23 protein-coding genes are annotated in these 25,159 nt (G+C 33.6%); 12 read left to right on the forward strand and 11 right to left on the reverse strand.

What is annotated here, in order from left to right:
* The coding region (locus J0M08_13025) for a gliding motility-associated C-terminal domain-containing protein (protein ID MBN8703983.1) at nucleotides 1–239 on the forward strand (239 nt) is incomplete at its 5' end.
* A 155-nt stretch (nucleotides 240–394) separates the two neighbouring features.
* Here J0M08_13025 and J0M08_13030 read toward each other — a convergent pair.
* On the reverse strand, nucleotides 395–1,732 hold the full coding sequence (locus J0M08_13030) for a lysine 2,3-aminomutase (protein ID MBN8703984.1): 1,338 nt from the start codon (nucleotides 1,730–1,732) through the stop codon (nucleotides 395–397).
* Between the two features lie 121 nt (nucleotides 1,733–1,853).
* On the opposite strand from J0M08_13030, the gene J0M08_13035 reads away from it, so the two are divergent.
* On the forward strand, nucleotides 1,854–2,198 hold the full coding sequence (locus tag J0M08_13035; protein ID MBN8703985.1) for an aspartate 1-decarboxylase: 345 nt from the start codon (nucleotides 1,854–1,856) through the stop codon (nucleotides 2,196–2,198).
* Between the two features lie 730 nt (nucleotides 2,199–2,928).
* Here J0M08_13035 and J0M08_13040 read toward each other — a convergent pair.
* The 5 genes from J0M08_13040 to J0M08_13060 all read right to left on the reverse strand — a co-directional run bounded on the left by J0M08_13040 (nucleotide 2,929) and on the right by J0M08_13060 (nucleotide 6,240).
* Entirely contained in the window at nucleotides 2,929–3,342 is a 414-nt protein-coding gene (locus J0M08_13040; GenBank protein MBN8703986.1) for a hypothetical protein, read from the reverse strand.
* Nucleotides 3,343–3,659: 317 nt separating this feature from the next.
* Nucleotides 3,660–4,184: a GNAT family N-acetyltransferase gene (locus J0M08_13045; GenBank protein MBN8703987.1), complete on the reverse strand. Its 525-nt coding sequence runs from the start codon at nucleotides 4,182–4,184 to the stop codon at nucleotides 3,660–3,662.
* A 2-nt stretch (nucleotides 4,185–4,186) separates the two neighbouring features.
* Nucleotides 4,187–4,735, reverse strand: coding sequence for a hypothetical protein (locus tag J0M08_13050; GenBank protein ID MBN8703988.1), 549 nt, complete (start codon nucleotides 4,733–4,735; stop codon nucleotides 4,187–4,189).
* A gap of 5 nt (nucleotides 4,736–4,740) precedes the next feature.
* Nucleotides 4,741–5,535 carry a diaminopimelate epimerase gene (locus tag J0M08_13055; GenBank protein ID MBN8703989.1) on the reverse strand — a complete coding sequence of 265 codons (795 nt, stop codon included), beginning with the start codon at nucleotides 5,533–5,535 and terminating at the stop codon, nucleotides 4,741–4,743.
* Complete coding sequence (locus J0M08_13060; protein ID MBN8703990.1) at nucleotides 5,536–6,240, reverse strand: hypothetical protein; 705 nt, start codon at nucleotides 6,238–6,240, stop codon at nucleotides 5,536–5,538.
* 167 nt (nucleotides 6,241–6,407) lie between these two features.
* Between J0M08_13060 and J0M08_13065 the strand changes: the two genes are divergently transcribed.
* On the forward strand, nucleotides 6,408–7,862 hold the full coding sequence (locus tag J0M08_13065) for a Do family serine endopeptidase (GenBank protein ID MBN8703991.1): 1,455 nt from the start codon (nucleotides 6,408–6,410) through the stop codon (nucleotides 7,860–7,862).
* A 156-nt stretch (nucleotides 7,863–8,018) separates the two neighbouring features.
* Here the strand turns inward: J0M08_13065 and J0M08_13070 are convergent, their stop codons facing one another.
* Entirely contained in the window at nucleotides 8,019–9,710 is a 1,692-nt protein-coding gene (locus J0M08_13070; protein MBN8703992.1) for a tetratricopeptide repeat protein, read from the reverse strand.
* Nucleotides 9,711–9,919: 209 nt separating this feature from the next.
* Between J0M08_13070 and dnaB the strand changes: the two genes are divergently transcribed.
* Entirely contained in the window at nucleotides 9,920–11,449 is a 1,530-nt protein-coding gene (dnaB, locus tag J0M08_13075) for a replicative DNA helicase (GenBank protein MBN8703993.1), read from the forward strand.
* 2 nt (nucleotides 11,450–11,451) lie between these two features.
* On the opposite strand, the gene J0M08_13080 is transcribed toward dnaB, so the two are convergent.
* The 3 genes from J0M08_13080 to J0M08_13090 form a co-directional block, all read right to left on the reverse strand.
* Entirely contained in the window at nucleotides 11,452–12,066 is a 615-nt protein-coding gene (locus tag J0M08_13080; GenBank protein ID MBN8703994.1) for a WbqC family protein, read from the reverse strand.
* Nucleotides 12,066–12,632, reverse strand: coding sequence for a 1-acyl-sn-glycerol-3-phosphate acyltransferase (locus tag J0M08_13085; protein ID MBN8703995.1), 567 nt, complete (start codon nucleotides 12,630–12,632; stop codon nucleotides 12,066–12,068). The genes J0M08_13080 and J0M08_13085 overlap by 1 nt, the downstream gene beginning before the upstream one ends.
* Nucleotides 12,633–12,697: 65 nt before the next feature.
* Nucleotides 12,698–13,654, reverse strand: a complete 957-nt coding sequence (locus tag J0M08_13090; GenBank protein MBN8703996.1) for a phosphatidate cytidylyltransferase — start codon at nucleotides 13,652–13,654, stop codon at nucleotides 12,698–12,700.
* 148 nt (nucleotides 13,655–13,802) lie between these two features.
* On the opposite strand from J0M08_13090, the gene J0M08_13095 reads away from it, so the two are divergent.
* Entirely contained in the window at nucleotides 13,803–14,795 is a 993-nt protein-coding gene (locus J0M08_13095) for a hypothetical protein (protein ID MBN8703997.1), read from the forward strand.
* Nucleotides 14,796–14,829: 34 nt separating this feature from the next.
* Here J0M08_13095 and J0M08_13100 read toward each other — a convergent pair whose 3' ends face one another.
* Nucleotides 14,830–15,552: an RDD family protein gene (locus tag J0M08_13100; protein ID MBN8703998.1), complete on the reverse strand. Its 723-nt coding sequence runs from the start codon at nucleotides 15,550–15,552 to the stop codon at nucleotides 14,830–14,832.
* Nucleotides 15,553–15,610: 58 nt separating this feature from the next.
* On the opposite strand from J0M08_13100, the gene J0M08_13105 reads away from it, so the two are divergent.
* The 7 genes from J0M08_13105 to J0M08_13135 form a co-directional block, all read left to right on the forward strand.
* The gene (locus tag J0M08_13105; GenBank protein MBN8703999.1) at nucleotides 15,611–17,434 is read left to right on the forward strand and encodes a stage II sporulation protein M; all 1,824 of its coding nucleotides are present in this window, start codon (nucleotides 15,611–15,613) and stop codon (nucleotides 17,432–17,434) included.
* The gene (locus J0M08_13110; protein MBN8704000.1) at nucleotides 17,424–18,104 is read left to right on the forward strand and encodes a hypothetical protein; all 681 of its coding nucleotides are present in this window, start codon (nucleotides 17,424–17,426) and stop codon (nucleotides 18,102–18,104) included. Before J0M08_13105 ends, J0M08_13110 begins: the two co-directional genes overlap by 11 nt.
* A complete protein-coding gene (locus tag J0M08_13115) occupies nucleotides 18,091–19,335 on the forward strand; it encodes a hypothetical protein (protein MBN8704001.1) in 1,245 nt (414 codons plus the stop codon). The genes J0M08_13110 and J0M08_13115 overlap by 14 nt, the downstream gene beginning before the upstream one ends.
* Nucleotides 19,336–19,338: 3 nt before the next feature.
* On the forward strand, nucleotides 19,339–20,325 hold the full coding sequence (locus tag J0M08_13120) for a MoxR family ATPase (protein ID MBN8704002.1): 987 nt from the start codon (nucleotides 19,339–19,341) through the stop codon (nucleotides 20,323–20,325).
* An 11-nt stretch (nucleotides 20,326–20,336) separates the two neighbouring features.
* The gene (locus J0M08_13125) at nucleotides 20,337–21,680 is read left to right on the forward strand and encodes a DUF58 domain-containing protein (protein MBN8704003.1); all 1,344 of its coding nucleotides are present in this window, start codon (nucleotides 20,337–20,339) and stop codon (nucleotides 21,678–21,680) included.
* Between the two features lie 4 nt (nucleotides 21,681–21,684).
* Complete coding sequence (locus J0M08_13130) at nucleotides 21,685–22,929, forward strand: ABC transporter permease (protein MBN8704004.1); 1,245 nt, start codon at nucleotides 21,685–21,687, stop codon at nucleotides 22,927–22,929.
* Between the two features lie 108 nt (nucleotides 22,930–23,037).
* Nucleotides 23,038–25,159 (forward strand): PKD domain-containing protein (locus J0M08_13135; GenBank protein ID MBN8704005.1); only part of this gene is annotated, 2,122 nt, incomplete at its 3' end.

Below are 25,159 nucleotides of genomic sequence, written 5' to 3' on the forward strand. Positions count from 1 at the left end.
ATTTACAGAACGATATTCTATATATACACGCAAGTTCTAATTGTATTAAGAATGTATTGCTTAAAGTATATAATCGTTGGGGAGAATTAGTATTTGAAACAACCGATATTACAATAGGTTGGGACGGGAAACAGAAAAATAAACAATTAGACAGTGGAGTTTATTCGTATTACCTAAACGCCACAACGTATGCTAATAAAACAATAACGCAACATGGAAATATAAGTTTAATTCGATAATAAAAACATTATACTATTGGAGGATTATAATTATTCCTATCAATCTTATTCCTTCCCCTCCAAAATAATACTTTATTTACAGTAATATTGGTATCAATGCGATAGTATAAAGTGAATATTATATCATTCTATTTCAATTTTTGAATCGTTACATGTTATTCAAAATTTTCAATTTCGTCATCCGAAATACGCTCATTAAACATTAGCTCCAATTCATCTTCAAAGAAGAACTTGTCCTCATCAAATGCGGGTTTTAAATTATCCATCCAAATAGCTTCAGGATCGTATTTAGCAAAAAATGGACGAGCAACCCAATCCGGGTTTCTGCCTTGCAGCATGCGTAATACAAATACCTTTTCTCCCTTTATTTCTGAAACACCAAGCACCTGGACTTTTCCTGGAGTACAAGACATACTTGGACCACGCACTGTCCGGCAAACTCCACTAACTTTTTGATAGGCTTCCCTAAAAATTTTCCAGGCCTTTTCTAAGGTCAATGCAAAATAATCCTGTGCACCAGTATCTCTCGGAATAAACATGTAATACGGAATACAGTTAAGATTAACCTGCTTCCTCCACATTTCCGCCCATAATTCAGGAGAATCATTGATGTGTTTTAGTACAGGAGATTGTGTTCTGATTTGAACACCCACACTTCTTAATCGTGCAATTGCAGTTTTTACTATTGATGTGTCCAATTCTATTGGGTGGCTAAAGTGAGCCATGATGGAAAGATTTATGCCACATTTTACTATTTTTTCAAAAAGACGTAAAAGCTCATCTGTATCATCATCGGAAACAAATTTGTATGGCCAGTAGCCAAGTGCTTTTGTCCCTATTCTTATAGTTTGTAAGTTTTCCGGCTTGGCTTCCAACAAGGGTTCAATGTAGCTGGCAAATATTTTAGCTTTCATAATCATCGGATCCCCTCCTGTAAATAAAATATCGGTAACTTGATTATTTTGTATTACATAATCTTTCAGATGCGAAGATTCTTTTCCGGCAAACTTCAATTCGTCCATACCAACAAACTGCGGCCAGCGAAAACAAAATGTGCAATATGCGTGGCAGGTTTGGCCTTGGCTTGGAAAAAACAATAAGGTTTCCCTGTATTTGTGTTGCATTCCTGTTAATTTTTCCCCATTCAGTATGGGTATATTGTGTTCTACTTGTCCTGCAGGATGAGGATTTAATTCACCTCGAATAATATTTGCTGTATTCTTAATAACATCCTTTTCTTTAGTATTGTCGAGCACCATTTTCATCATATCATAATGCTTTTTGCTTAACATCCCTCTCTGTGGAAATGTTAATTTAAAAATCGGATCATTATCGAGGTTATCCCAATTAATTAATTCGTTAACTACATAATTATTTGTTTTAAACGGTAGTACACTTCCAACCACGTCAATAGCTTCTATTTGTTTTTTGGTAAGCTTGCTTATTTGAGGAATCTGTTGGTAATTATGTAAGGCAAATGATTGTAGTTTCATTTTAAGTAAATTAATTAATAATTGCAATGGTAATAGTTACATATATTTATTCCATTGACATTTATCAATTTTACTCTCAAATTAGATTTATACTCTTGTAAGGAATTAAAAAAGCAATAATATGCAGATACAAGTTTTAAAATCAAAAATTCACAATGCATTTATAACGGAAGCTGATGTAAATTATATCGGAAGTATTACCATTGATGAAGATTTAATGGATGCTGTTAGCTTAATTGAAGGGGAACAGGTTCATGTAATCAATCACAGAAACGGAGAGCGTCTGATAACATATGTTATAAAAGGCAAAAGAGGTACTAAAGAGATTTGCATGAATGGTCCGGCAGCTCTGAAAATAAGTAAGGGAGATAAAGTAATTATTATTGCCTATGTTGGAATGAAAATTGAAGCAGCAAAAAAATTTAAACCTAAGATAATATTCCCAAAGGAAGATAATTCCATATAATTATATCTATCTATCTATCTATCTATCTATCTATCTATCTATCTATCTATCTATCTCCTTAAATTATAAACGGTATTCCATTAATTCTAATGCTCTCTCTTCATTTTATTATTAAGTTCGAGATTGTTTCAATTAGAAATTTTAGTCTTAATGAGTAAATGGAATTTCTGCTGAATATCTTTTTGCAATTAATGGGCAGATGTAGTTTCAATTAATATATTCGATGATTTTATCTGCACAGTAGTATCAAGTACATTTATTATGGATTCTAGTGTTTTGCGTAAACATATAGATTTTTGCGCCCTCTGTAAATAATAACACGCGCAAATAAAAGAAAAAGTTCATCTAACCCTTTTCTCCATTTTCAAAAAAAAACAACAAGAGCAAAAGAATAATTGGTTAACCGGATATACCTCTACTTTTTTCAACGTTTGAAGAACAATTTACAATGGTAAATCGTCAGGGTGGTGCAAAATGGACTAATATTAATTTTATAAAATCAAAAGCGGATTATATTCCACAATGAAAGATTAGTTGCCAAATTGAACAAAGCTATTAGAGTGGCTATAATTGAAATAATTAAAGCTGCTGTTGATCTCTTACTATGATTCTTGAAATATCGGTTGTACATTATGAACAAAGGTAGATTGTATGTTTTCATTTTGCATTGACATATATCAATTTTAAATTGGAATTATAATGAGATTTGAAAAGTTACAACATTAAATTCTCAATTGTAGGTAGACAAAAAATCTGTGATAAAAATATCTGCAAGTTTTTCTGAAGAAAATACATTTTCAATATTTTCTTGATCTTGCCACTTACCTTCTAGATTGTTGGGTTGGTATGTAAATTTAGAAATTCTAATTGGCTTTGCTTTTTGAAATACATCGGCATACCCTTCCTTATCTAATGATCCTTGAAATATGGAGAAGGCTGCATAATTGTCATTGTCTAAATTAGCCTTATATAGCTGAAGGCATAATGTGTATCCTCCACTATGAACATCTAATCCATTATATTTATTGGACTTTATCCAATATTGGACAACATTACCGGCTAAAATCTTTTCATTTGAATAACTTCTAGTTGTTGAATTTACGAACGAAACCAACATCTTCATTTCCGCATTAATATCTTTCATTTACTACTAATTTTTATTGGGTATTTCTACATGTAAATATTTAAATAATAACCATTTCGATAATGGCGAATGTCTTTGCTCCTTATTATCTGTAAACAAATAATAGTTAGAGGGAATAACTATGCCGAATGACCATTTTTTTTGAAAAAATATTGCTTTAGTGTTAATTGCATTTGCTCTGTGTTTTTGATTTTTTCATTGTCCCCCCCCCTCCTGAATTTAATAATTATAGATTAAACGCGCAGCAGTAGCTGTTTTTCAATTTCTATTTTCAACTGGCTCTACTTTGGGGGAGCTTGCAAGATGAATATTTTGTCTTACCGTTTAATCAATTGATAAAGCTGTTCATCTAGCCAGTTGTTTTCGGTTCGTATCCACTGTTTTTTTGTGCCTACTAGTTCAAAGCCCATTTTTTTAAACAAAGTGCAGCTGGCTGTATTGTCAACCGTTATATTGCAATATAGTTGTTGCAAGTTCAAAACAGAAAAGCTATATTTTATAAGTAAATCAAGTGCTTCCGTGGCATAACCATTCTTTCTATCTTGTTTGTTCGCTATTAAAATTCCAATCCCTGCGCGCAAATGTGCGGGATCAAAATCAAATAAATCGATACAGCCAACTACATTTCCATTAACTGTTTCTTGTATTATTAATCGGAGCTGTTTGGTAGTATAAATATCGTTATGCGAATTTAGAATATACTGCTCCAAAATATATTTAGAATAGGGCGTAGAAGTATTACTTACTTGCCAAATGTCAGTATTGTTTTCCCATGTGTATAGTAACGATAAATCAGTTGGTTCAAGTGCACGCAATTCTATTTTTTCTCCTTTCAAAAGCATATCTATACCGTTTGATGTTTACGTATACTATCAAAAACATCTTCCATAGAATATTTTTTTAACTGAAACGATTTATTCGTCAAATTCGAAGATAGGTTAATTTCATAAACTCCTGTTATATAATTCTGCTGTTCTAAAACAGGCAGTAAGTCATATACAAAATCAATTGTATCGGTTTTAATATTATAGAAGCTGCCACAAAATTCTTTAATTGGAGTAAAACAAGTTGCAATATGTATATCCACGCGAGTGTATTTCTCCATTACTTTAGCAATGCTTGTGGTAATGTTTTCACCAATTATGTTCTTGGAGGATAATCCTACTACAATTGTTTTAAGCTGTTTCTGTTGAATTAATTTTAACAACAATCTGGTATCTCCATTTATTGTTGGCCCATTTGTATCTAAAGAGTACCATTTGCCGTTGGCAATTAATGCCAAGTGCGGAGGAGTTTTAGCAACATTAAGTAAGACTAAAAAAACACCATGTTCAAAAATGGACTCATCAACCGAGTTAATGTTTCTTATGGTATAATAATTACTTAACTCCATACAAATTAAATAGTAATAACGCCTTTAAATACAAACTTAGCAGCTCCTTGCAACCAAATGTTTTCAAATAAAATATTGTTGGCAGTTGAGAACGACACTTTTAAATCTCCCCCCCTAGCCTTTACCAACACCGTATTTGTAGCAATATCTAAAATAGATGAATCTTGTATAAATGCAGCAATAGCAGCAGCGGTAACACCTGTGCCGCAAGAGAGCGTTTCATTTTCAACCCCTCTTTCGTATGTTCTTATTATGATACTTTTATTGGCAAATTCGACAAAATTTACATTTGTACCTTCTGTCTTAAACCTATCATTATACCTCACTTTTCGTCCCTCTTCAAAAACATTTAGTTGTTCGATATCCTTCACAAATCTGACAAAGTGTGGCGATCCTGTATTTAAAAAATAGAAATCGGAGTTCTTTTCAATTGAGCTTACATTACACATTTTAAGCTTTATGATTCCATCTTTTTCAACTATTGCTTCATGAGGGCCATCAATAGCTTTAAACGTAGTTTTGGCATTAATTACACCAATTTTATTTGCAAAAGCAACGATACACCTACCTCCATTTCCGCACATACTGCTTTGCTTTCCATCCGAATTAAAATAGACCATTTCAAAATCATATCCGGTGCAATTTCGTAATAACATTAGACCATCTGCTCCTATTCCAAATCTTCTGTCGCACAGTTTCTCTATTGTTGATTGATTTGAAACATCAAACGATTCGGATCTATCATCTAATATGATAAAATCATTTCCTGTGCCTTCGTATTTATAAAAATCTATATTCATTTAATTCAGAAGTGAAAGCGTTGCCGCATCTTCTACTCTATCAAACGATTTAAAATCATTTGTAACGTCAAGTTTATAGGCTGCAAATGATGTTTTTAAAAACACGGTGTTCTCATACTTGTAAATCTTATACAATTCAGTAGAAGATACACCGTACAAAACCAATTTATTTTTTGACATTTTATATCCCTTATAATTTAGTGGCGATTGCCAAAACTCCACAAGAATAGCTGTAGGCTGACTATTTTTTACCCCTGCCAATTTTTCAACAACTGTATCTGACAACAACTTGTTGCCCGACACTACAGCCGTAATTTCAATTGTTCTCGTAAACAATAATTCATCCTTTTTTATAACAATGTTTTCCTCATTACTATTGGCAATAGCAGATGAATCCTTAGCTGTAAAAGTGGTGTCTGCAACTGCCAAACCTGACATTGAGTCTGTCATTGTTTTGTTTACTGAGGATGGTTTCCACTTTGTTGCAGAGGAATTCGATTTTGTAGCGGATATATTATTTTCAGCTTGAGCGCTAGTTTCCTTTTCTGTATTAATGGAGGTTAAAACATTCTTAGATAAATTTTTATAAAATTTAAGTTCAGAAAAATAATCATCGAGTTTAAAAATAAAAAAGCCAACACCTACCAATAGACCAAACATGAGTCCTAACAAAAAAAACTGAACTTTTTCGCGAAAAGATGACATAGTGAACAAATTGATATTACCTAGTTAGCCCTAAAGATAGCAATAAATAGGCGTTTCTTGTTAAATATTGTTAAAGCAATTGTCAAAAAAAAATATAGGTATAAAATTTGTGTTAAGAAGTATAACAAACAATTAAGTACTAACAATACAAACAAAAAAACATGCTTATGAAAAAGATAGTTGGATACTTTTTAGCTGCATTTGTAGGTGGTGTTGCGGCATCCTTCATTGGATTTAAAATGCAATCACCTCAAGGAACTTCTGTTTCGGACATTACCAATCCATATCCGGTAAAGTATGTAAATATGAATACATCTACACCGGAAAATACAATTGATTTTACAAAATCTGCCAGCATGTCGGTTCATGCAGTGGTGCACGTAAAAACAATTTCAGAGGTGGAAAATGTATATAATAGCTTTGACCCTTGGCACGATTTCTTTTTTGGACCACAACAACGTCAGCCACATCAGCAAATGTCGTCAGGTTCAGGAGTAATTATTTCTCCGGATGGTTACATTATTACCAACAACCATGTGGTATCAAAAGCCGATAAAATAGAAATTACCTTAAACGACAAACGTACTTTTACCGCCAAAGTTATAGGTAAAGACCCTACCACCGATTTGGCACTTTTAAAAATAGATGAAAAAAACTTGCCTTATTTGTCATACGGCAATTCTGACGAATTGAAAATTGGGGAATGGGTTTTGGCTGTTGGCAATCCATTTAACCTAAACTCTACTGTTACTGCCGGAATTGTAAGTGCTAAGGCTAGAAATATTAATATCATAACCAACAATAACAAAGGGTTGCCTGCTATAGAATCTTTTATACAAACTGATGCGGCTGTAAATCCTGGAAATAGTGGTGGTGCGCTTGTTACAACAAACGGTCTTTTAATTGGCATTAATAGTGCTATTGCATCAAATACAGGTTCCTATACCGGTTATTCTTTTGCTATTCCGGTAAACATAGTTAGAAAAGTGGTAGCCGATTTATTAGAATTTGGAGAAGTGCAACGAGCGTTTATTGGTGTAAACATTAGAGATTTGGATTCTAAGTTGGCTCAAGAAAAAAACATTTCCGATTTAAAGGGTGTGTATGTTGAGGGATTGACAGAAGGCGGTTCTGCAGAAGAAGCAGGAATAGTTCAAGGAGATATTATTAGCAAAATAGCCGATGTAAATATCAATAATGTACCCGAACTACAAGAACAAGTAAGCCGATTTAGACCAGGAGATAAGATTATGGTTACCATTAAACGAGATGGCAAGGAAAAGATTATTCCTGTAATGCTTAAAAATAAAGATGGTAATGTAGATCTTGTAAAAAAAGAAACAGCCGAAGTGTTTTCTGTGTTGGGTGCTTCTTTTGAAGACGCATCAGTAGAAGAAAAGAAAAAGTTGAATATTGGTGGTGGTTTAAAAATAACAAATTTAGGCAGCGGAAAGCTTCGAGTTTCAGGTATAAAAGAGGGCTTTATTATTACCAGTGTAGATAAAAAGAAGGTAAATACCATTGATGATTTAAAAGCTGCACTTGAGAATAAGCTTGGTGGTGTGTTAATTGAAGGCGTTTATCCAAATGGAACAAAAGGTTATTACGCATTTGGAATATAGCGATTGGAGGATTTTGAAATGCCTAAAGTGTATTTTTAGTATGAATAACAATAATTAGAATTAGTGAGGCTACTTGTTAAACAATTTAATTAGAGCCTTACTAATTCTTAATTATAAAAGGTTCTTTATTAGTAATTAAGAATTAAATGTAAAGTTTTAAAGTTCTTTAAATCTATTTAAAACCCGATTCGCAAGCTGCAAATTATTTTGTTGTTTATATAAATTTGCCGCTTGTTGTATATCAACTTTTGCTTTCTCTATTTCGCCCAATTCTGCAAAAGCATTCCCTCTATTATAGTATGCCAAGGCAAAATCGGGTTTAAATTTTATGGCAGCATTAAAATCCGAAAATGCTTTATCGTGCTGCTTTAGGGTAAGAAAAGAAAGACCTCTATTATTCAATGATTCGTAAAAAGTAGAATCAATTTGAATAGCCTTGTTAAAATCTTCTATTGAACCTTGCACATTTCCTAAATCATATTTAGCCAAACCTCGGTTATTATAAGCTTGCAAATAATCAGGGTACGACTCAATTGCTTTATTAAAATCATCATATCCTTTCTGAATTTGACCCGAACCAGCATATATAATTCCACGATTCAAGTAAGCCAATTCAGCTTTATCGTATTTCTCAATAACATCTGTCCAAAGGGTTAAACTATTTTGCCAAACTTTACAGCGATCGAATGAAATAAAAGCCAAAACTAATGAATACATAATTGGGGCAATCCAAAAATATTTTTTCTGCTTTGCAAATCGATGCCAATAAAACGCGATTAAAGCAAACAATCCAATAAATGGCAAATACGTATAACGCTCTGCTATTATAGCAAACCCCACAGGAATAAATTGTAAAAGCAATCCAATAGTTACCAAGAAAAAAGTCAACAACACAAATGGAAGTTTGTGTCTCTGTTTCAAGTAATAAATTAACAAACCAACCACTGCTATTACAGGAATAACGGATAAATAAACCAAAAACGAAAATCGCCCAGCTTGCATCACGGGGTAAGGATGATAAGCAGATAACTTAATAGGAAAAACAGCATTGATAATGTATAAGGCAAAACTATAGCAGCCTAAAAAAAATCGATCTAAAAAGTTATAATCAACCCTTACGCCCATTGCAGGTGTATCGCTTTGTGCTTTTATGGCTAGAAAGCCAAATGCAATAGAAATGGCAAGCAAAGGCAGCTTGTTGAGCCACTTTTTTAATTCTATTTTTTCCATCAATAAGTAGTCCAACAGAATCAATACAATTGGAAATACTACAGATGTGGCTTTTGACAATACAGACAAAAGAAAAAACATAATTACAAAAAAATAGTGCTTATTTGTACTGGAAGCTATGTATTGTAAATATGCTCGTATTCCAAGTAAAAAAAACAGCGTAGCCAACAAATCCTTTCTGTCGGCAACCCATGCCACAGGCTCAACATGGAAAGGATGAATACAAAAAAGCACACTGGTAAATAATGCAATAAAATTCTGCTTAGTTATTTTTTGTACTAGAATAAAAACCAAGAAAGAATTAACTGCATGCAGCAAAACATTTGTTGTATGAAATACTGTAGGATTTATTTTAAAAAAATGGTATTCCAGTGCATAGGAAAGCATGGTAATTGGATGGTAATTTCCTACCACAAACGCACTAAAAATATCTTTTAGCGAAAGCGACCGTATTAATAAATTATCTGTAACATAACTACCATCGTCCCAATTGGTAAGTAGGGCAGAAAAACAAGGCTTAAACACGATTATGGATATAGCCAAAAAGCCGGTAAAAACTACCCAAGGGTTAATTTTTACCTCTTTATTGGAACTGTTTTTTTTATCTTTTTTAGCCATTTTGGTTAGGCTAAAATACATTTATTTGGTAAATACTTAAAGTTAAGCTGAATACCCTAGTTAATTCAAAATACAAATTACCAGACTTACCTAAAGTAATACTTTAAATACTTTGTTAATAACTATTAATTTGTTTACAAGTGCAGCAAAATGAGGTATATTGTAGTGTATGGCTGTTTTTTAACAACCTAGAATCCTAAATTTGCAACATGAGCGAGAAAGAATTTAAAACAACCGGGAAACCGCGTAGATTAAGCACAATTCAACAACAAATATCGGAACAAGGAAAATTACCTCCACAAGCAACAGACTTAGAAGAAGCTGTATTGGGAGCTATTATGTTGGAGAAAGACGCCTTGACAAACGTGGTGGATATTTTACACCCTGAAAGTTTTTATAAAGACGAGCATCAACGTATATATGGTGCTATTCAAGAATTATTTTCTAAGTCGCAGCCGGTAGATATTTTAACTGTTACCAATACATTAAAACAGCGCGGAGAACTTGAATTGGTGGGCGGAGCTTATTTTATAACACAGCTTACAAACCGTGTTGCATCTGCAGCCCATGTCGAGTACCATGCCAGAATTATCATTCAAAAGTATATTCAGCGTGAACTTATACGCATGGCTACCGAAACTATTAAAAATGCGTACGATGAAACAACCGATGTATTCGACCTATTAGACGATGCAGAAAAAAACTTGTATTCGATTGTACAAGGAAATATTCGTAAAGATTACGATAAAATGAGCACCCTTATTGGGCAAGCCATTAAGCAAATTGAAATTGCAAAAAATCAAAAATCGGGTATATCCGGTGTTCCAAGTGGATTTACAGAGTTAGATAAATTAACATCCGGATGGCAAGGTTCTGATTTGATTATTTTAGCTGCTCGTCCGGCCATGGGTAAAACAGCATTTGTACTTACCTTGGCTCGAAATGCTGCGGTTGACTTTGCAAAACCGGTAGCAATATTTTCGTTAGAGATGTCGTCCTTACAATTAGTAAATCGTTTGATATCAAGCGAAGCAGAACTATCGTCCGATAAGCTGCGTAAGGGGCAATTAGAAGAGCACGAATTTCAACAACTAAATGCCAAAATAGGCAAACTTGCCGAAGCTCCTATTTTTATTGATGACACCCCTGCCCTATCCGTGTTTGAGTTGCGCGCAAAGGCACGTAGGTTAAAAGAAAATCACAATATATCGATGGTGGTAATTGACTATTTGCAATTAATGACCGCAGGTGGTGAGAATAAAGGAAATAGAGAGCAAGAAATTAGTACCATATCTCGTTCGTTAAAAAGTTTGGCAAAAGAGCTAAATATACCGGTTATTGCGCTATCGCAGCTTAGCCGTGCTGTTGAAACAAGAGGTGGTAATAAAAAACCTCAACTTTCTGATTTAAGGGAATCGGGAGCAATTGAGCAAGATGCAGATATGGTAATGTTTTTGTATAGACCGGAATATTACGGCATGGAAGGCGCATCTCCTGATTTGCCGCCAGATGCAGCGGAAGTAATTATTGCTAAACACAGAAATGGTTCATTAAAAGATGTTCCTCTTCGATTCATTGGCAGGTTGGCTAAGTTTGTTAATTTAGATTCCGGTCCGAGTTTTTCGGAATCAACTCACTACAATCCTGCACAAGGATTGCAGCCTTCTGATGAGTTTGGAAGTAACATTGTAATTAAGGGCTCAAAAATGAATGATATTGACGAAGAAGCTCCGTTCTAATATTATAAATAGCTTGTTGCTTCCGGGCCGCAATTAAACAGCAAATCGATAATGCTTAAGTTAGGAACGAACCCAAATTTGTCAGAAAATACTTGAATGTATTTTTTTGTAGGATGTACTATCGTTTCTGAGTTGTTGTGAAAATGTGTTCTCAAATCTAACTTATTCAAAAGTATCGATTTTTCTATGTATTCAGACGATAGGGTGATTTCTTTTTTTATTTTTAATAGCTTTAAAACTAGATTTAATAAATCTGTATTAAAATCGATTAAAAACACGTTGTTTGATTTTTCGTAAAAGGCAATGAAATCATCTTTGTAAAATTCAAAATACGGAGAGCGATTGTATGCCGATTCTATTGACTTCCAATGTTTTTTTTGCCAGTTTTCTTTATACGATATTCTACAATCTTTAACTATCGATTTATTTTTCCTGTCGTCTAACGGAATAACCAATTTTAAAATACCATTTGCCGATAAAATTTCGCATCGGTTTCTATACGTTTGTTTTTCAAAATATTCAAATTGATCAATAACCGTAGAATTTCCGGAACAAATCGCAGTAAAATAAGTAATTGGAGGTAAGTACCCCGAAGGGACAACTGTAGAAAAATCCATTAGTTAAGCTTTGGCTCCATTGATTTAATGGCTTCTTCAATTTGCAAAACTATTTCATCTACATTTTGCGATTTAACAAAATGTGGTCGTCCGAAAAGTATAGTAGAATCATGAGGAACTAAAACCGTATCTCCTTTAGGTAGCGATTTTCCTAACCCTTGCATGTAAACCGGTATAAATGGAACGTCCGGAAAATCCTTCAGCAACAACCCTATTCCTTTTTTGAATTTTTGAAATTTTTCAGGTTCTCCTCTCGACCCTTCCGGAAAAATAATTATAGATTCGCCTTTTGCTAACACGCCTTGCATAATCTCAATTGGATCGGGGTCTCCGGGCTTTTCCGCACGCTTTCTGGGAATTAATATGGCATTTACAAATGCCTTGGTAAAAAATGCTTTTACGGGAGATGAACCAAAATAATCTCCTGCAGCTACTGGATGCACACTTTTAAGTTTTTTAAACGGTACTACCGATAAAATTGCTACCGTATCAATATGGCTATTATGATTTGCCACAATGATATATTGTTTATTTATTCGCAAAACCTCTTCATTAATGTATTTCACACCAACAAATAATTTCAGAAAATTTCGCATCACTAGGTGATAAACAAAACCTAAAAAAATAGTTCTCATTTAGCGTAATACAATTGGTAAACAATATGAAAAAAAACTGGTGCGGAAATAGCCAATGAGTCTATTCTATCTATCATTACTCCTTTTTTCGAAAGAGTGGCATTAGGGTCTGTAACACCCATTTCTTGTTTAAGTGCATTGCCTATAATATCGCCCACAAAACCTAGAATGGCAAGTATAAAGCTGATAACAATTGCTTCTTTTTCCGAAAACGGTGTCAAGAATCGCAACCAATAACCTGCCAAAATGGTAAGCAATATGCCCCCAATAAAACCTTCCCATGTTTTATGAATATTTGTTTTTTTCATCATTTTAAATCGTCCAAATAAACTTCCCCAAGTGTATTGAAAAATATCGTTTATCTCCGTTAACGAAACTACAAACAAAACTAAACCAGCGCTTCCCGCAGAAACACCCGGCAAATCAGGCAAAGACAGCAAATAGGCCATGTGGCTTATGCTAAATACTGTAAGCATTAAATGTCCTGGTAAAACAGCCATTGCTCTTGCAATATTTACCAAATCGCCACGCAAAACCAATAAAAATGGGATAAGAACGTGCATGAAAATTGGAATAAATACCAAAAACAAGGTGTAGTAGCCTTTATATGCTAAATAATATTGAACCGGTATAGAAAGAAAAGATACTGCAATAGCATGTCTATCACTTTCTCGCACATTTTTGCTGATACTGATTAGTTCTCGGTAGGTGATAAAAGAAATAAAAGCAAAACATATATACGGTACTATTGGATTAAATATGGTAGTAGCAGTAATTAAGGCCGCCATTACCCACCATGATTTGGTTCTTGCGCTAAGCTCTTTAAATTCTCCCCCTGGTGTTTTTAATCCTCTTAAGTAGAATAATAATGTAACAAACAACAAGACCCCAAATATGATAGCTATTACTATCAATAAATCATAGGTTTCGTAAAACTTGTTTAGCTTAAACATATTTCTTTGCAGTGGGGGCTAAAGTATTTAAAAATGTCGAAAATAAAAAACCAATGAATTTGAGGCTAATTGTGGAAAAATGAATAAATCATAATAGTTAATTTCCAGCGAGGGATTCAAAAAATACAATTTTGTACATTTGCAGCACTTGAATTTTGCATTAACATATAATTACATTAAGACCAATAAACTGCTATTTCTATTTAGTTTATTCTCTTTTGTGCTGAAATCTCAATCAACAATAGATTCGACTTCTTATAGTTTACGGATACTGTGTGCCAATTTGGGCAATGCCTCTTTTAAATATAGAAGTTGGGAATATAAATTACATAACGCAGAAGAAGTATCAAATTCAAACAAATACATTACAGCTTGGCAACCGGATATACTATTACTCTCCGAAGTATATCAAAGTGCACAGATGAATACCACTGTTCAAAACGGACCTATTTTGCCTAGCTCCTACTCTTTTGCTTGTGGAAAGAGTATTGATAGAACCACAGGTAAAACAGCCGAGTATATTCAGCAAAACGCATCACATGAGCATGAATGTATTGCTTGGAAAACAGAAAAATTTATGTTGGTTGACGGTAGCGAAAAATCTGTTGCCGGTAGGAATGATAGTTTGGGAAAAGAAATTTGCAATTACGACTTTACAGGATTTAGGGTTAACCTGGTTTACAAAACTACCAACGATACAATTACGGCTATTGTTGTTCATCCTGATTCTAGAAAAAAAGCATGCAGAATAGTTGAGATAGAAAACTATTGGAGTCAACTTGCCGGAAATAACACGAATGTAGTTATTGGGGGCGATTGGAATACGGAAGATAATTCGGAATTACAAAAACCATCTAATTTTCAAACTGTTTTTAGCAAGGGAAATTATTGGGGACTAAGACATAACCCTAAAAATCATACTAACTATTTTTTACTTTATGGCTACAGGCACTTAGACCACGTGTATTCAAACTTCGGAAAGCCTTGTACTAATTGCGGTAGCAGCTATGGAACCATAAATCTGCCCCATGCAGTTGAAGTTGGCGGCTACAATGGACACCCAAGAATTGATGGTGGCTTTGGAATGGATCATAGGCAAATACTTTTTGATATGCATATTACCTCAAAGAAGTTAGATTAATCGACAAAAAATTACGGAGAAACCTACTGTTAAGCTACCTGGTAATTACTACAAAATCTTGAATTACTGTTTTTAAAAACGTATCAGGACTGGGAACTTTATCTTTAATCTCTAGTAACTTACAAACCTTATCAGCTAATAAAATAAGAGCATATTGATGTGCTGAATTTTTGTATTTAATGGAACGATCTATAGTTTCTTTTATAAGTAGTATATCCGATTCGGACAACTTGCTAACATTGGGATAAACGGGGGTGTATTTTTGCACATCAACAATATTGGCAATTGCATCCAGCTTAGGTTGATACGTAGGATTTAAGCGTACCAAAACAGTGTCGCCTATTACATCACCCAAACGTTGTCCTTTTCCACTCGACTTTATCATTGTAACACCAATTGCACCGCTCGACATATACACATCTACCAACTTAAACGCCCACCTTGCCATGTAATTAAACAATTCAGGTCTTTGCCCATCCAATCGCATCACTCTTATTTTTGTTGCTTTCTTACCAAACGTTTGTCCTTTAAAAATAATTTCTTGCACAAAAGAAGAAAATATAAAAACAAGAATAGGAAACACCCAAAAAAGCTCGCTTTCTATTATTCCAACTATTGCTCCCATAAAGCTTAAAATAGCAATGAAAATGCCAACAAAAATCAAATCGAGCATTGCTGCAATAAATCGTTCTTTAGTAGATGCAACTTCGTATTGAATGGTTACATTTTGTGTAGTTGGAATATCTATAGTTATCATTTAACCGAAACAATATTTTTCTGTATATTGAATATGCATAATTTATTTAGAATAATCATTGAAGGAAACCCAATTTATAAACAAAAACAAGCATAAGTGGCAAGAGTTTGAAAAACTTTTGACTGATTCGAATGCCGATTCAGATAAACTGTCTTCTTTATTTATTGAAACTACTCATGATTTATCTTATGCCAGAACCTTTTATAACAACCGCTCTATAAAGGTTTACATAAACAATGTAGCCCAGAAAATAATTTATGAGCTGTACAAACACAAATCAAAGAATATATTTAGTTCTATAAAACATTTTTGGACAGATGAATTGCCTCAAATTATTGTTCACTGTAGAAGAGAGTTTATTATTTCCACTTTTATCTTTTTACTTTCTGTGTGCATAGGTGTTTTTTGTACGGTGTATGATGAAACATTTACTACCAATATTCTTGGTTCAAACTATGTAAATATGACCCAAGAAAACATAGCCAAAGGCGATCCTATGGCAGTGTATAAGCAACCGGGGCAAGTGAGTATGTTTTTTCAAATTACGCTTAATAATATATGGGTAGCTTTTATAACTTTTATTGGAGGTGCTTTGTTGGGTGTTGGTACAATTGCATCGTTATTGGCTAATGGCATTATGCTTGGAACTTTTCAGTATTTCTTTATTCAACGAGGTTTATTTATAGAATCGTTTTCTACTATTTGGCTGCATGGAACAATCGAAATTTCTTCTATTGTTATTGCAGGTGCTGCCGGGCTTGTGCTTGGGAAGGGAATTGCTATTCCCGAAACCTACACTCGAGCTCAATCTTTATACATACACGGAGTATTGAGCTTAAAAATTTTAGCAGGAACAATTCCTCTTTTTATTTTTGCAGGCTTTATAGAAAGTTTTATTACACGTTACAGCGAAACTCCTCTGTTTGTAAAGTTCTTGTTAATAGGGTTGTCAGGAGCTTTTATAATAGGTTACTACGTATATTTTCCTTACAAAAAAAAGAAATCTGGTTTTGAAAAAACACTACAATTCAATAAAATAAAACCATTCAACTATACTTGGGATTTTTCCAAAATTAAAACCACAGGCGAAATTATATACGAAACATTCGTTTTTTTGCGCATATACAGCTCTGCTATTATAAAAGCTATTTTAGTACTTAGTATAATATTAATACCTGCCTTTCATTATACACTTGATGAAACACAAACTATAAGATTCAATACTGTAATAAGCATAAGCAATACACTAGATGAGCTTTTTAGAGATTTGAATTTTAGCAATCCATACTTTATGGCATCGGCAATTGTTGTTGCTATTTCGATAAGTTCATTTTTGCATTTTAAATTTTCGTCATTACGAAATAGGGTAAATAACAACAAAATGAAAGCAATTGGGCTAATTTTTTCAAACGCACTGATTATTTCATTTTTATGTTTATTTATTCAAGAAACAAGCATAACTATTTCTCTTTTTTTATTATCACTTTATACCTCTTGCAGTTTGTTTATTACAACCGGAATTTCTACCGAAGATGCTCCGTTAATTGAGAGGATAAAGAAATCATTTTCGTTGCTCACTAAATCTATCTCTGCTTTCATTCCAGTTTTTTTAATACTTTTTATATGCAGTATAGCTTTATTTATGGGATTTCAAAGTAGTTTAGATTTTTTATGGTCAAGATTTTTAAATACAAGTGTAGATGGAGACAACTTTGTTAGAATAAGCCGATTCATCCACTACTTGCTTACGGGAGCTACCCTATGTTTTGTTCTATTGCTGCCAAGTATTGGTTTTTTATTTATTTATTTTTCAGAAAAAGAAAGAGTGTCTGCTACTAGCCTATTGCAACGAATTGAAAAACTAGCAATACATGAAAAATAGTTATTCTTTCATACTGTTGGTTTTAATGTTGCTTTTGGGTGAGTGTATTTTAGCTTCCCAAACTAACGAAATCAAATCGAAAAAGTTTGACAGAAACCATTGGAAAGAAATCACAAAAAAAATAGATTACACAGAACAAGAAGTTAAACAGAAAGAAAATAGTACGCAGAATAATTTAGATTTTTCCATCCCGGGATTTTCAATTGGAATTTTAAAATTGCTTGTATATGTTGTAGCTATTCTCGTTTTAATTTACATTCTATACTTTTTTATTTCAAAAGTGGCATTATCCAACAAGGCAGACAAAAGCAAAAGTGTAAATATAGAAGATATAGAAAACGAACATATAGACAACTTAGATTTGTCGGCCCTTCTAAAAAAAGCGCTGGAACAGAGTAATTATAAACTGGCTATTCGTATTCAGTTTCTAATTACATTAAAAAAACTTTCCGACACAAAAAAGATTGAATGGAAAAAAGAAAAAACAAATTATGATTATGTGCAAGAACTTTCCAAATGGAAGCTTATTAAGGAATTTTCTTTTTTAACATCAATTTTCAATAGCGTTTGGTATAATAAAAATGAAGTTGATTTAGCAATATATACACAAACATTGCCCCATTTTGATTTAGTGAATAAGCATTTAGATACAACTATTGATAAAAAATAGGCAACTCGTAATCATAATTGCTTGTGTTTCATTGGTAGCAATTGCCTGCTTCTACTTATACACCAATTTTAACTCCCAAAAATATAATTGGACTGAAAACTACTATGATAACAACGACCAACCTTACGGCACTTTACTCATAAAAAAAATACTTGAACACAATTGCACACCTAAAAAACTAACCACCTTAACCGGAAACTTGGATAAACTAAAAGAATTAGATTCTACCGGATACAATTATATTTTTATTGGCGATTACCAAGTTTTATCGGACGATGAATACAACACGCTTTTAAATTTTATTTACAACGGGAATTCCGGATTTATTTCTGCTAACTATTTAGACAAAAAACTAGAATTTTTTATTGATAGTAATTTGGTTTTTCGAGACTATCGAATAAACAATAAAATAGTAAGTGCGAATTTTTATGATGATGCATTAAAAAATGGAAATGAGGGCTATCAATTTTATAAAAAGTGGAGAACCGAAATCGATAATATTCCATGGCAATATGTACCCGATTCATTATATGACATTCAAAAACTAGCGTATATAGATAATAGTTACACCAATTACTTTTCGTTTAAATATGGAAAAGGAAGTTTATATATACACTTAGCACCAATTATGTTTAGCAATTACCACCTTTTAAATGAAAAAAGTGTTGCCTATGCCGAAAATGTTTTTTCTTACCTACCTCCTAATAAAGATATAGTTTGGGATGAAGCATCTAAATATCCATTTGTAACTCGAGAGAATAAAGAGTATAGAGCAGAAAAGTCTGCCTTATATTATATTTTTTCTAAACCTTCTTTGAGAGCAGCTTGGTACGTGCTTCTATTATCCGGAGTATGCTTTTTACTATTTACTGCCAAACGCAGACAGCGAGCCATAGAAATTTTAGAAGCTAAAAAAAACTCAACTATTCAATTTATAGATACCATAAAATATCTTTATTTAAAACAAAAGAATTACAAAGTAATAAATCATCACAGGTACAAATATTTTCAGTCATTTATTCGAAATAAATACAGCATTATTATTAGCAACCCTACCGATGATTTGTATAGAAAAATAGCCTTAAAGAGTAACTATGACGAAGACAAAATAAGAGAATTGTTTAAATTCTTTTTAACTATTGGCATTGATGATTCAATACACGACAATTTAATTGAAAAACACACAAACGAACTAAATAATTTTTACTTACACGCAACAAAAAACAACTAAGTGATGGAACAACAATCAATACTAGGCAATGGAGAAATGCAAGCCGACTTAACTTTTATTTCAAATAAAAGCTTAGAAATAAAGAATGAAATTGGAAAAGTAATCGTAGGGCAAGACAGACTTATTGAACTAATGCTAGTTGGCATTTATAGCGGTGGTCACATTCTGCTGGAAGGAGTTCCGGGAATAGCAAAAACATTGGCAGCTAAACTATTGTCAAAAACAATTTCAACGCATTTTTCCAGAATTCAGTTTACTCCGGATTTAATGCCATCAGATGTTACAGGCACATCTGTATTTAATTTAAAAAGTTCTGAATTCAATTTTGTAAAGGGGCCAATATTCTCAAACATCGTATTGATTGATGAAATAAACCGCTCTCCGGCCAAAACACAAGCAGCTCTGTTTGAGGTAATGGAAGAAAGGCAAATTACCACCGATGGACAAACGTATAAAATGGATTATCCATTTTTTGTTTTAGCCACGCAGAACCCAATTGAACAAGAAGGAACGTACAAGTTACCAGAAGCTCAATTAGACCGATTTTTATTCAAAATCAAACTTGCATATCCAACCTTAGAAGAAGAAAAACAAATACTTGTTCGATTTAAAGAAGGAAAACCATTGCACGATTTTGAAGTAAAAGCATCCATTTCTGTAGAAGACCTTAAAAAATGTGCGGATATCGTAAATAAGGTTTACATAAAAGATGAGATTTTGTCGTACATAGCCTCCATCGTAAATACTACCAGAAATCACAGCGACATTTTCTTGGGGGCATCGCCAAGAGCATCGTTGGCTATTATGAAAACAAGCAAGGCGGTTGCAGCAATGAGAGGAAGAAGCTTTGTGATACCCGAAGATGTTCAATTTGTAGCCTATCCGGTTTTGAACCACAGAATAATTTTAACATCCGAAAAAGAAATGGAAGGCGCAGGCACCGAAGATGTAATCAAAAATATTATCCAAACAATTGAAGTACCTAGATAAAGTACAGAGTGTTGAGAAAAATTAAAAACATAATTAACTCTATTTATCTATCAAGGCGATTTTATATTGCATTGGGAGCTATTGGCTTTTTATTTGCTTCAGCATTTTACGTACCAATATTTTATACCATTGCACAAGTATGTTTGCTTCTAATCGCTATTACAGTTCTTACAGACATACTTATTCTCTTGGGTAGTAAAAACGCTATAAAACTTACACGAATTACCGACAAAGTATTATCGCTCGGTAGTATAAATAAAATTAAACTGGAAGTCTATAACAATTCTAACTTTCAATTTTCGGCAACCATCATTGATGAACTTCCGCATCAACTGGAAGAACGTAATTTTGAAATCGATTTTCTACTGGATGCAAATAGCAATACAACAAAAATATACTCCATAAAACCTACTGCAAGAGGTATATATAACTTTGGTCAACTAAATATTTTCATAAAAAGTTTTTTAAAACTTGCAGAACTAAGAATACGCTTTGATGCTCAAACCAACATTTCTGTTTACCCATCAATTCTTTTGATGAAAGAGTTTGAATTACATGCATTCAAAAAAAACTTAGTAAACTCCGGAATAAAACGAATGCGAAGAATTGGACAGAGTTCTGAGTTTGAACAAATAAAGAACTACGTATTTGGCGACAATTACAAAAACATTAACTGGAAGGCTACCGGAAAGAAATCTAGCCTAATGATAAACCAATACGAAGACGAAAAATCTCAAACAATATACTGCATCATTGATAAAAGTCGTGTAATGCACATGCCTTTTAATGGATTGTCATTACTCGATTATGCTATAAACTCAAGCTTAGTAATATCAAATATCATTATTCATAAAGAAGATAAAGTTGGGCTGCTGACATTCTCCAATAGCATAAATACGTTTATAAAAGCAAATAAGGGAAAACACCAATTGAAAAAAATATTGGAGGCTTTATATGCCGAAGAAGAAAGTCTTGTTGAAACAGATTACCAAACACTTTACTTTTATGCTAGAAAAGCTATTCCTAATCGTTCGCTACTGTTTTTTTACACAAATTTCGAAAGTATAGAGGCGTTGCATAACATACTGCCTACCTTAATCAATCTTAATAAGTTTCATTTACTGGTAGTGGTTTTTTTCGAAAACACAGAATTGTTGAATATTTTGAATTACAGCACAACAGATACTCAAACTACCTATCAAAATGCAATTGTCGAAAAATACTTAGTTGAGAAGCAATTATTAAAACAACTATTAAGCGGAAATGGAATAATGTGTATTTTGACAACTCCAGATGATTTGATAATTAATACGGTAAATAAGTACCTAGAACTAAAAGCACGCAATCTTATATAGAAGTATGGCATTATCATTACGAGATAACATAAACATTTCTTTTCAAGCTATACGCTCTCAAATACTGCGAACTTCGCTAACTGTTCTAATTATTGCTATTGGGATAACTGCATTGGTTGGAATTCTTACAGCTATTGATGCTATAAAGAACACAATAAATAGCAATTTTACAAGTATGGGGGCCAATACCTTTACGATAAGAAACCGAGAAATGAATGTGCGAATTGGGCAAAAGGGTAAGACTCCCAAAAAATTTAGAAGCATTACATTCGATGAAGCAAAAAGATTTACCAAAAATTTTGTATTTGAAGATTGCATTGCATCTATATCTACCGCAGCCACATTTCAAGCTACCGTAAAATACCTGTCTAAAAAAACAAATCCAAACATTGAAGTTTTTGGAATTGACATCAACTATTTATCTACCTCAGGATATGAACTTTCAAGCGGAAGAAATATTTCTCCGCAAGAAGATAGATCTGGCGACAATATTGTAATTATTGGTCAATCATTAGTTTCTCAATTATTTGGCAGCAAACAAAATCCGCTAAATAAAATAATTAATATTGGCGGTGGCAAGTATAAAGTTGTTGGGGTTTTAAAAGAACGTGGCAGCAGTATGGCATTTGGAGGAGATAAGGTTTGCCTAATACCGATTGAAAATGCAAGACAATATTTCTCAAAACCAGACATGACATTTACTATAAATATTTTAACATCATCAACTACATCAATTAATGCTGCAATTGATGAAGCTACTGGAGTATTTAGAGTAGTGCGTAAAGTAGGAATAGGCGAAGACTCTAATTTTGAGATTACCAAAAGTGATAGTCTTGCAACAATTTTAATAGACAATATTGAAAAGGTAACTATGGGCGCTACACTTATTGCAATAATTACCTTGTTGGGCGCTGCAATAGGATTGATGAATATTATGCTGGTATCGGTAACTGAGCGTACACGTGAAATTGGAATTAGAAAAGCAATTGGGGCCAATGCAAAAACAATAAGAAATCAATTTTTAGTAGAGGCCATTGTAATATGTCAACTAGGTGGATTTGTTGGAATTTTACTTGGAATAATTATAGGTAATGTTATTTCAAACACAATGGGAATAGGATTTATAGTCCCTTGGGTTTGGATTATTTCGGGAATTGGAATCTGCTTTTTTGTTGGTGTTATTTCCGGATTATACCCGGCAATAAAAGCATCTAATTTAGATCCAATCGAAGCATTGCGATACGAATAAAAATAAATTCTATTTCTTGCAAAAATAGACTTAGAATACCTGTGCCTATTTGTTTTTTTTTGTAAATTGAAAGAACTCTAAAATATTCAACTCAATACACAGTAAGACATGCAAAAACTTCTACTACTTTTAATTTCAGTTTTAGTTCTAAATTCTAATTTGGCACTATCGCAATGTTTACTAACCCCTATTTCCACAACAGATAAAGTAATAAATGCGTCAGTAATAATAGAAGGAAAAGTTATTGCTAAAAAAAGTTTTTGGGATAGTAAACACAAACTAATTCTTACCAAAAACAAGATAGAGGTTTATAAGGTTTTTAAAGGAACAGTTTCCGGAAAAACAATTGATATAATTACTGAAGGCGGTGTTGTAGGAAATGATATGTTAGTTGTAGAACCTTCTTTGCAATTAGAATTAAACGATGTAGGTGTATTTACATGCGTACCTACAAAAGCAAAAATTCCATTCGGACAAAAATCTGTTGCTACACAATACGATGCCTATGCTTCCGTTCAAGGCTTTATAAAATATGATTTGGACAATTTGAAGGCAAACTCTGTTTTTGACTCGTTTAACGACATAAATAGCCATTTATACCCAACAATAACATCCATTACCCAGAAGCCATACACAATAATTAAAAAAGTATCATTTACATTACCAATCCAAAATCAACTACAATCTAACCCCGCTATAACCAACATATCTCCTACAACTGCAACAGCAGGAACAAAAACAGTACTTACCATTACCGGAACCGGATTTGGAACAACACAAGGTGTCGGTACTGTTGGCTTTAAAAACGCAGATAATGGAGGTTCTAGCTATATAAATCCACATTCAACTCAGTATCTATCTTGGTCAGATACACAAATACAAGTAGAAATACCAACAAAAGCGGGAACCGGAATTATCCAAGTTACACAAGGAAGTAGTGCCACAAGTACACAAACACTAACGATTAACTACGCACATCTAAATGTAAATCACGATCCGGGTAGCGGAACTCAAGCATACGAAGTGGATCATATAAGCGACAATGGCTCCGGTGGCTATACTTGGCAAATGTACACAGGTTTTGACGCAGATGCCTCTGCAAAAGCTTCCTTTTTAAGAGCTTTTGAAACATGGCGTTGTGGAACTTATATTAATTGGACAATTGGAAGCACAACATCTACCAATAGTACCGGAAGCGATGGTGTAAATGTTATTCGATTTGACAGCGGTGCTGAATTGTCTGTTGGCGTTTTAGGTACTTGCTACAGTTATCGTTCCGGCTGTAATCCGGGTTCTGGAATTATTTGGTATGTTACCGAACTTGATATTGTTTTTGATGATGGTGCTACTTGGGGGTATGGTCCTGCAGCACCGGCATTTAGTGAGTATGATTTTGAAACTGTTGCGCTTCATGAATTAGGACACGGACATCAACTGGGACACGTAATTAGTAGTGGCGCAATTATGCACTATGCTATATCGAATGGCACTTCTAATAGAACTTTGGGTACAAATGATTTAAATGGAGGGAACTATGTGCAAGCAAAGAGTATTGTAGCTAATGCCTGTGGCCCTGGTGCAATGACAAACTATACTGGTTGCACGGTAGCGCCTGTTGCTGCATTTACAGTAAACTCAACTACACTTTGCCCTAATGGCACTGTTAGTTTTACGGATCAAAGTACAAATACTCCAACATCATGGAGTTGGGTTTTTCAAGGAGGAACACCGTCAACATCAACCGTTCAAAATCCAACAATCAGCTACTCTGCTTTGGGTGTGTATAGTGTTACATTAACAGCAACAAATGGGGCCGGATCGGACTCTGAAATTAAAGCCGGTTACATTACAGTAACGTCATCGGGGTGTATTGCCACCACTAGCCTATCGGCAGGTCATTGTGGATCTTCTCCAGCTACATATTTAACTCCTATTTATTTTGATAATGTTCAAGGTGCATCTGACTACGAAATTCTTTTAACAAACTCTTCATTAGGTTACTCAAAGTCAACAACATTGGGCAAAGGATGGCAACCTTACTTTTATCTTGTTAGTTATAATGATATTACTACTTCTACAACTTATAGTGTACAAGTTCGAGCTAAAGTTGGCAGTAGTTGGGGCAGCTATGGAACGTCTTGCAATATTACAACACCCGCATTACCAACAACAAGTTTAACAGGTGGATATTGTGGATATGCATCTCCTACTTATCTTACGCCAATCTATT

The organism is Bacteroidota bacterium (genome assembly GCA_017303975.1).
Classification (GTDB): Bacteria; Bacteroidota; Bacteroidia; order JAFLBG01; family JAFLBG01; genus JAFLBG01.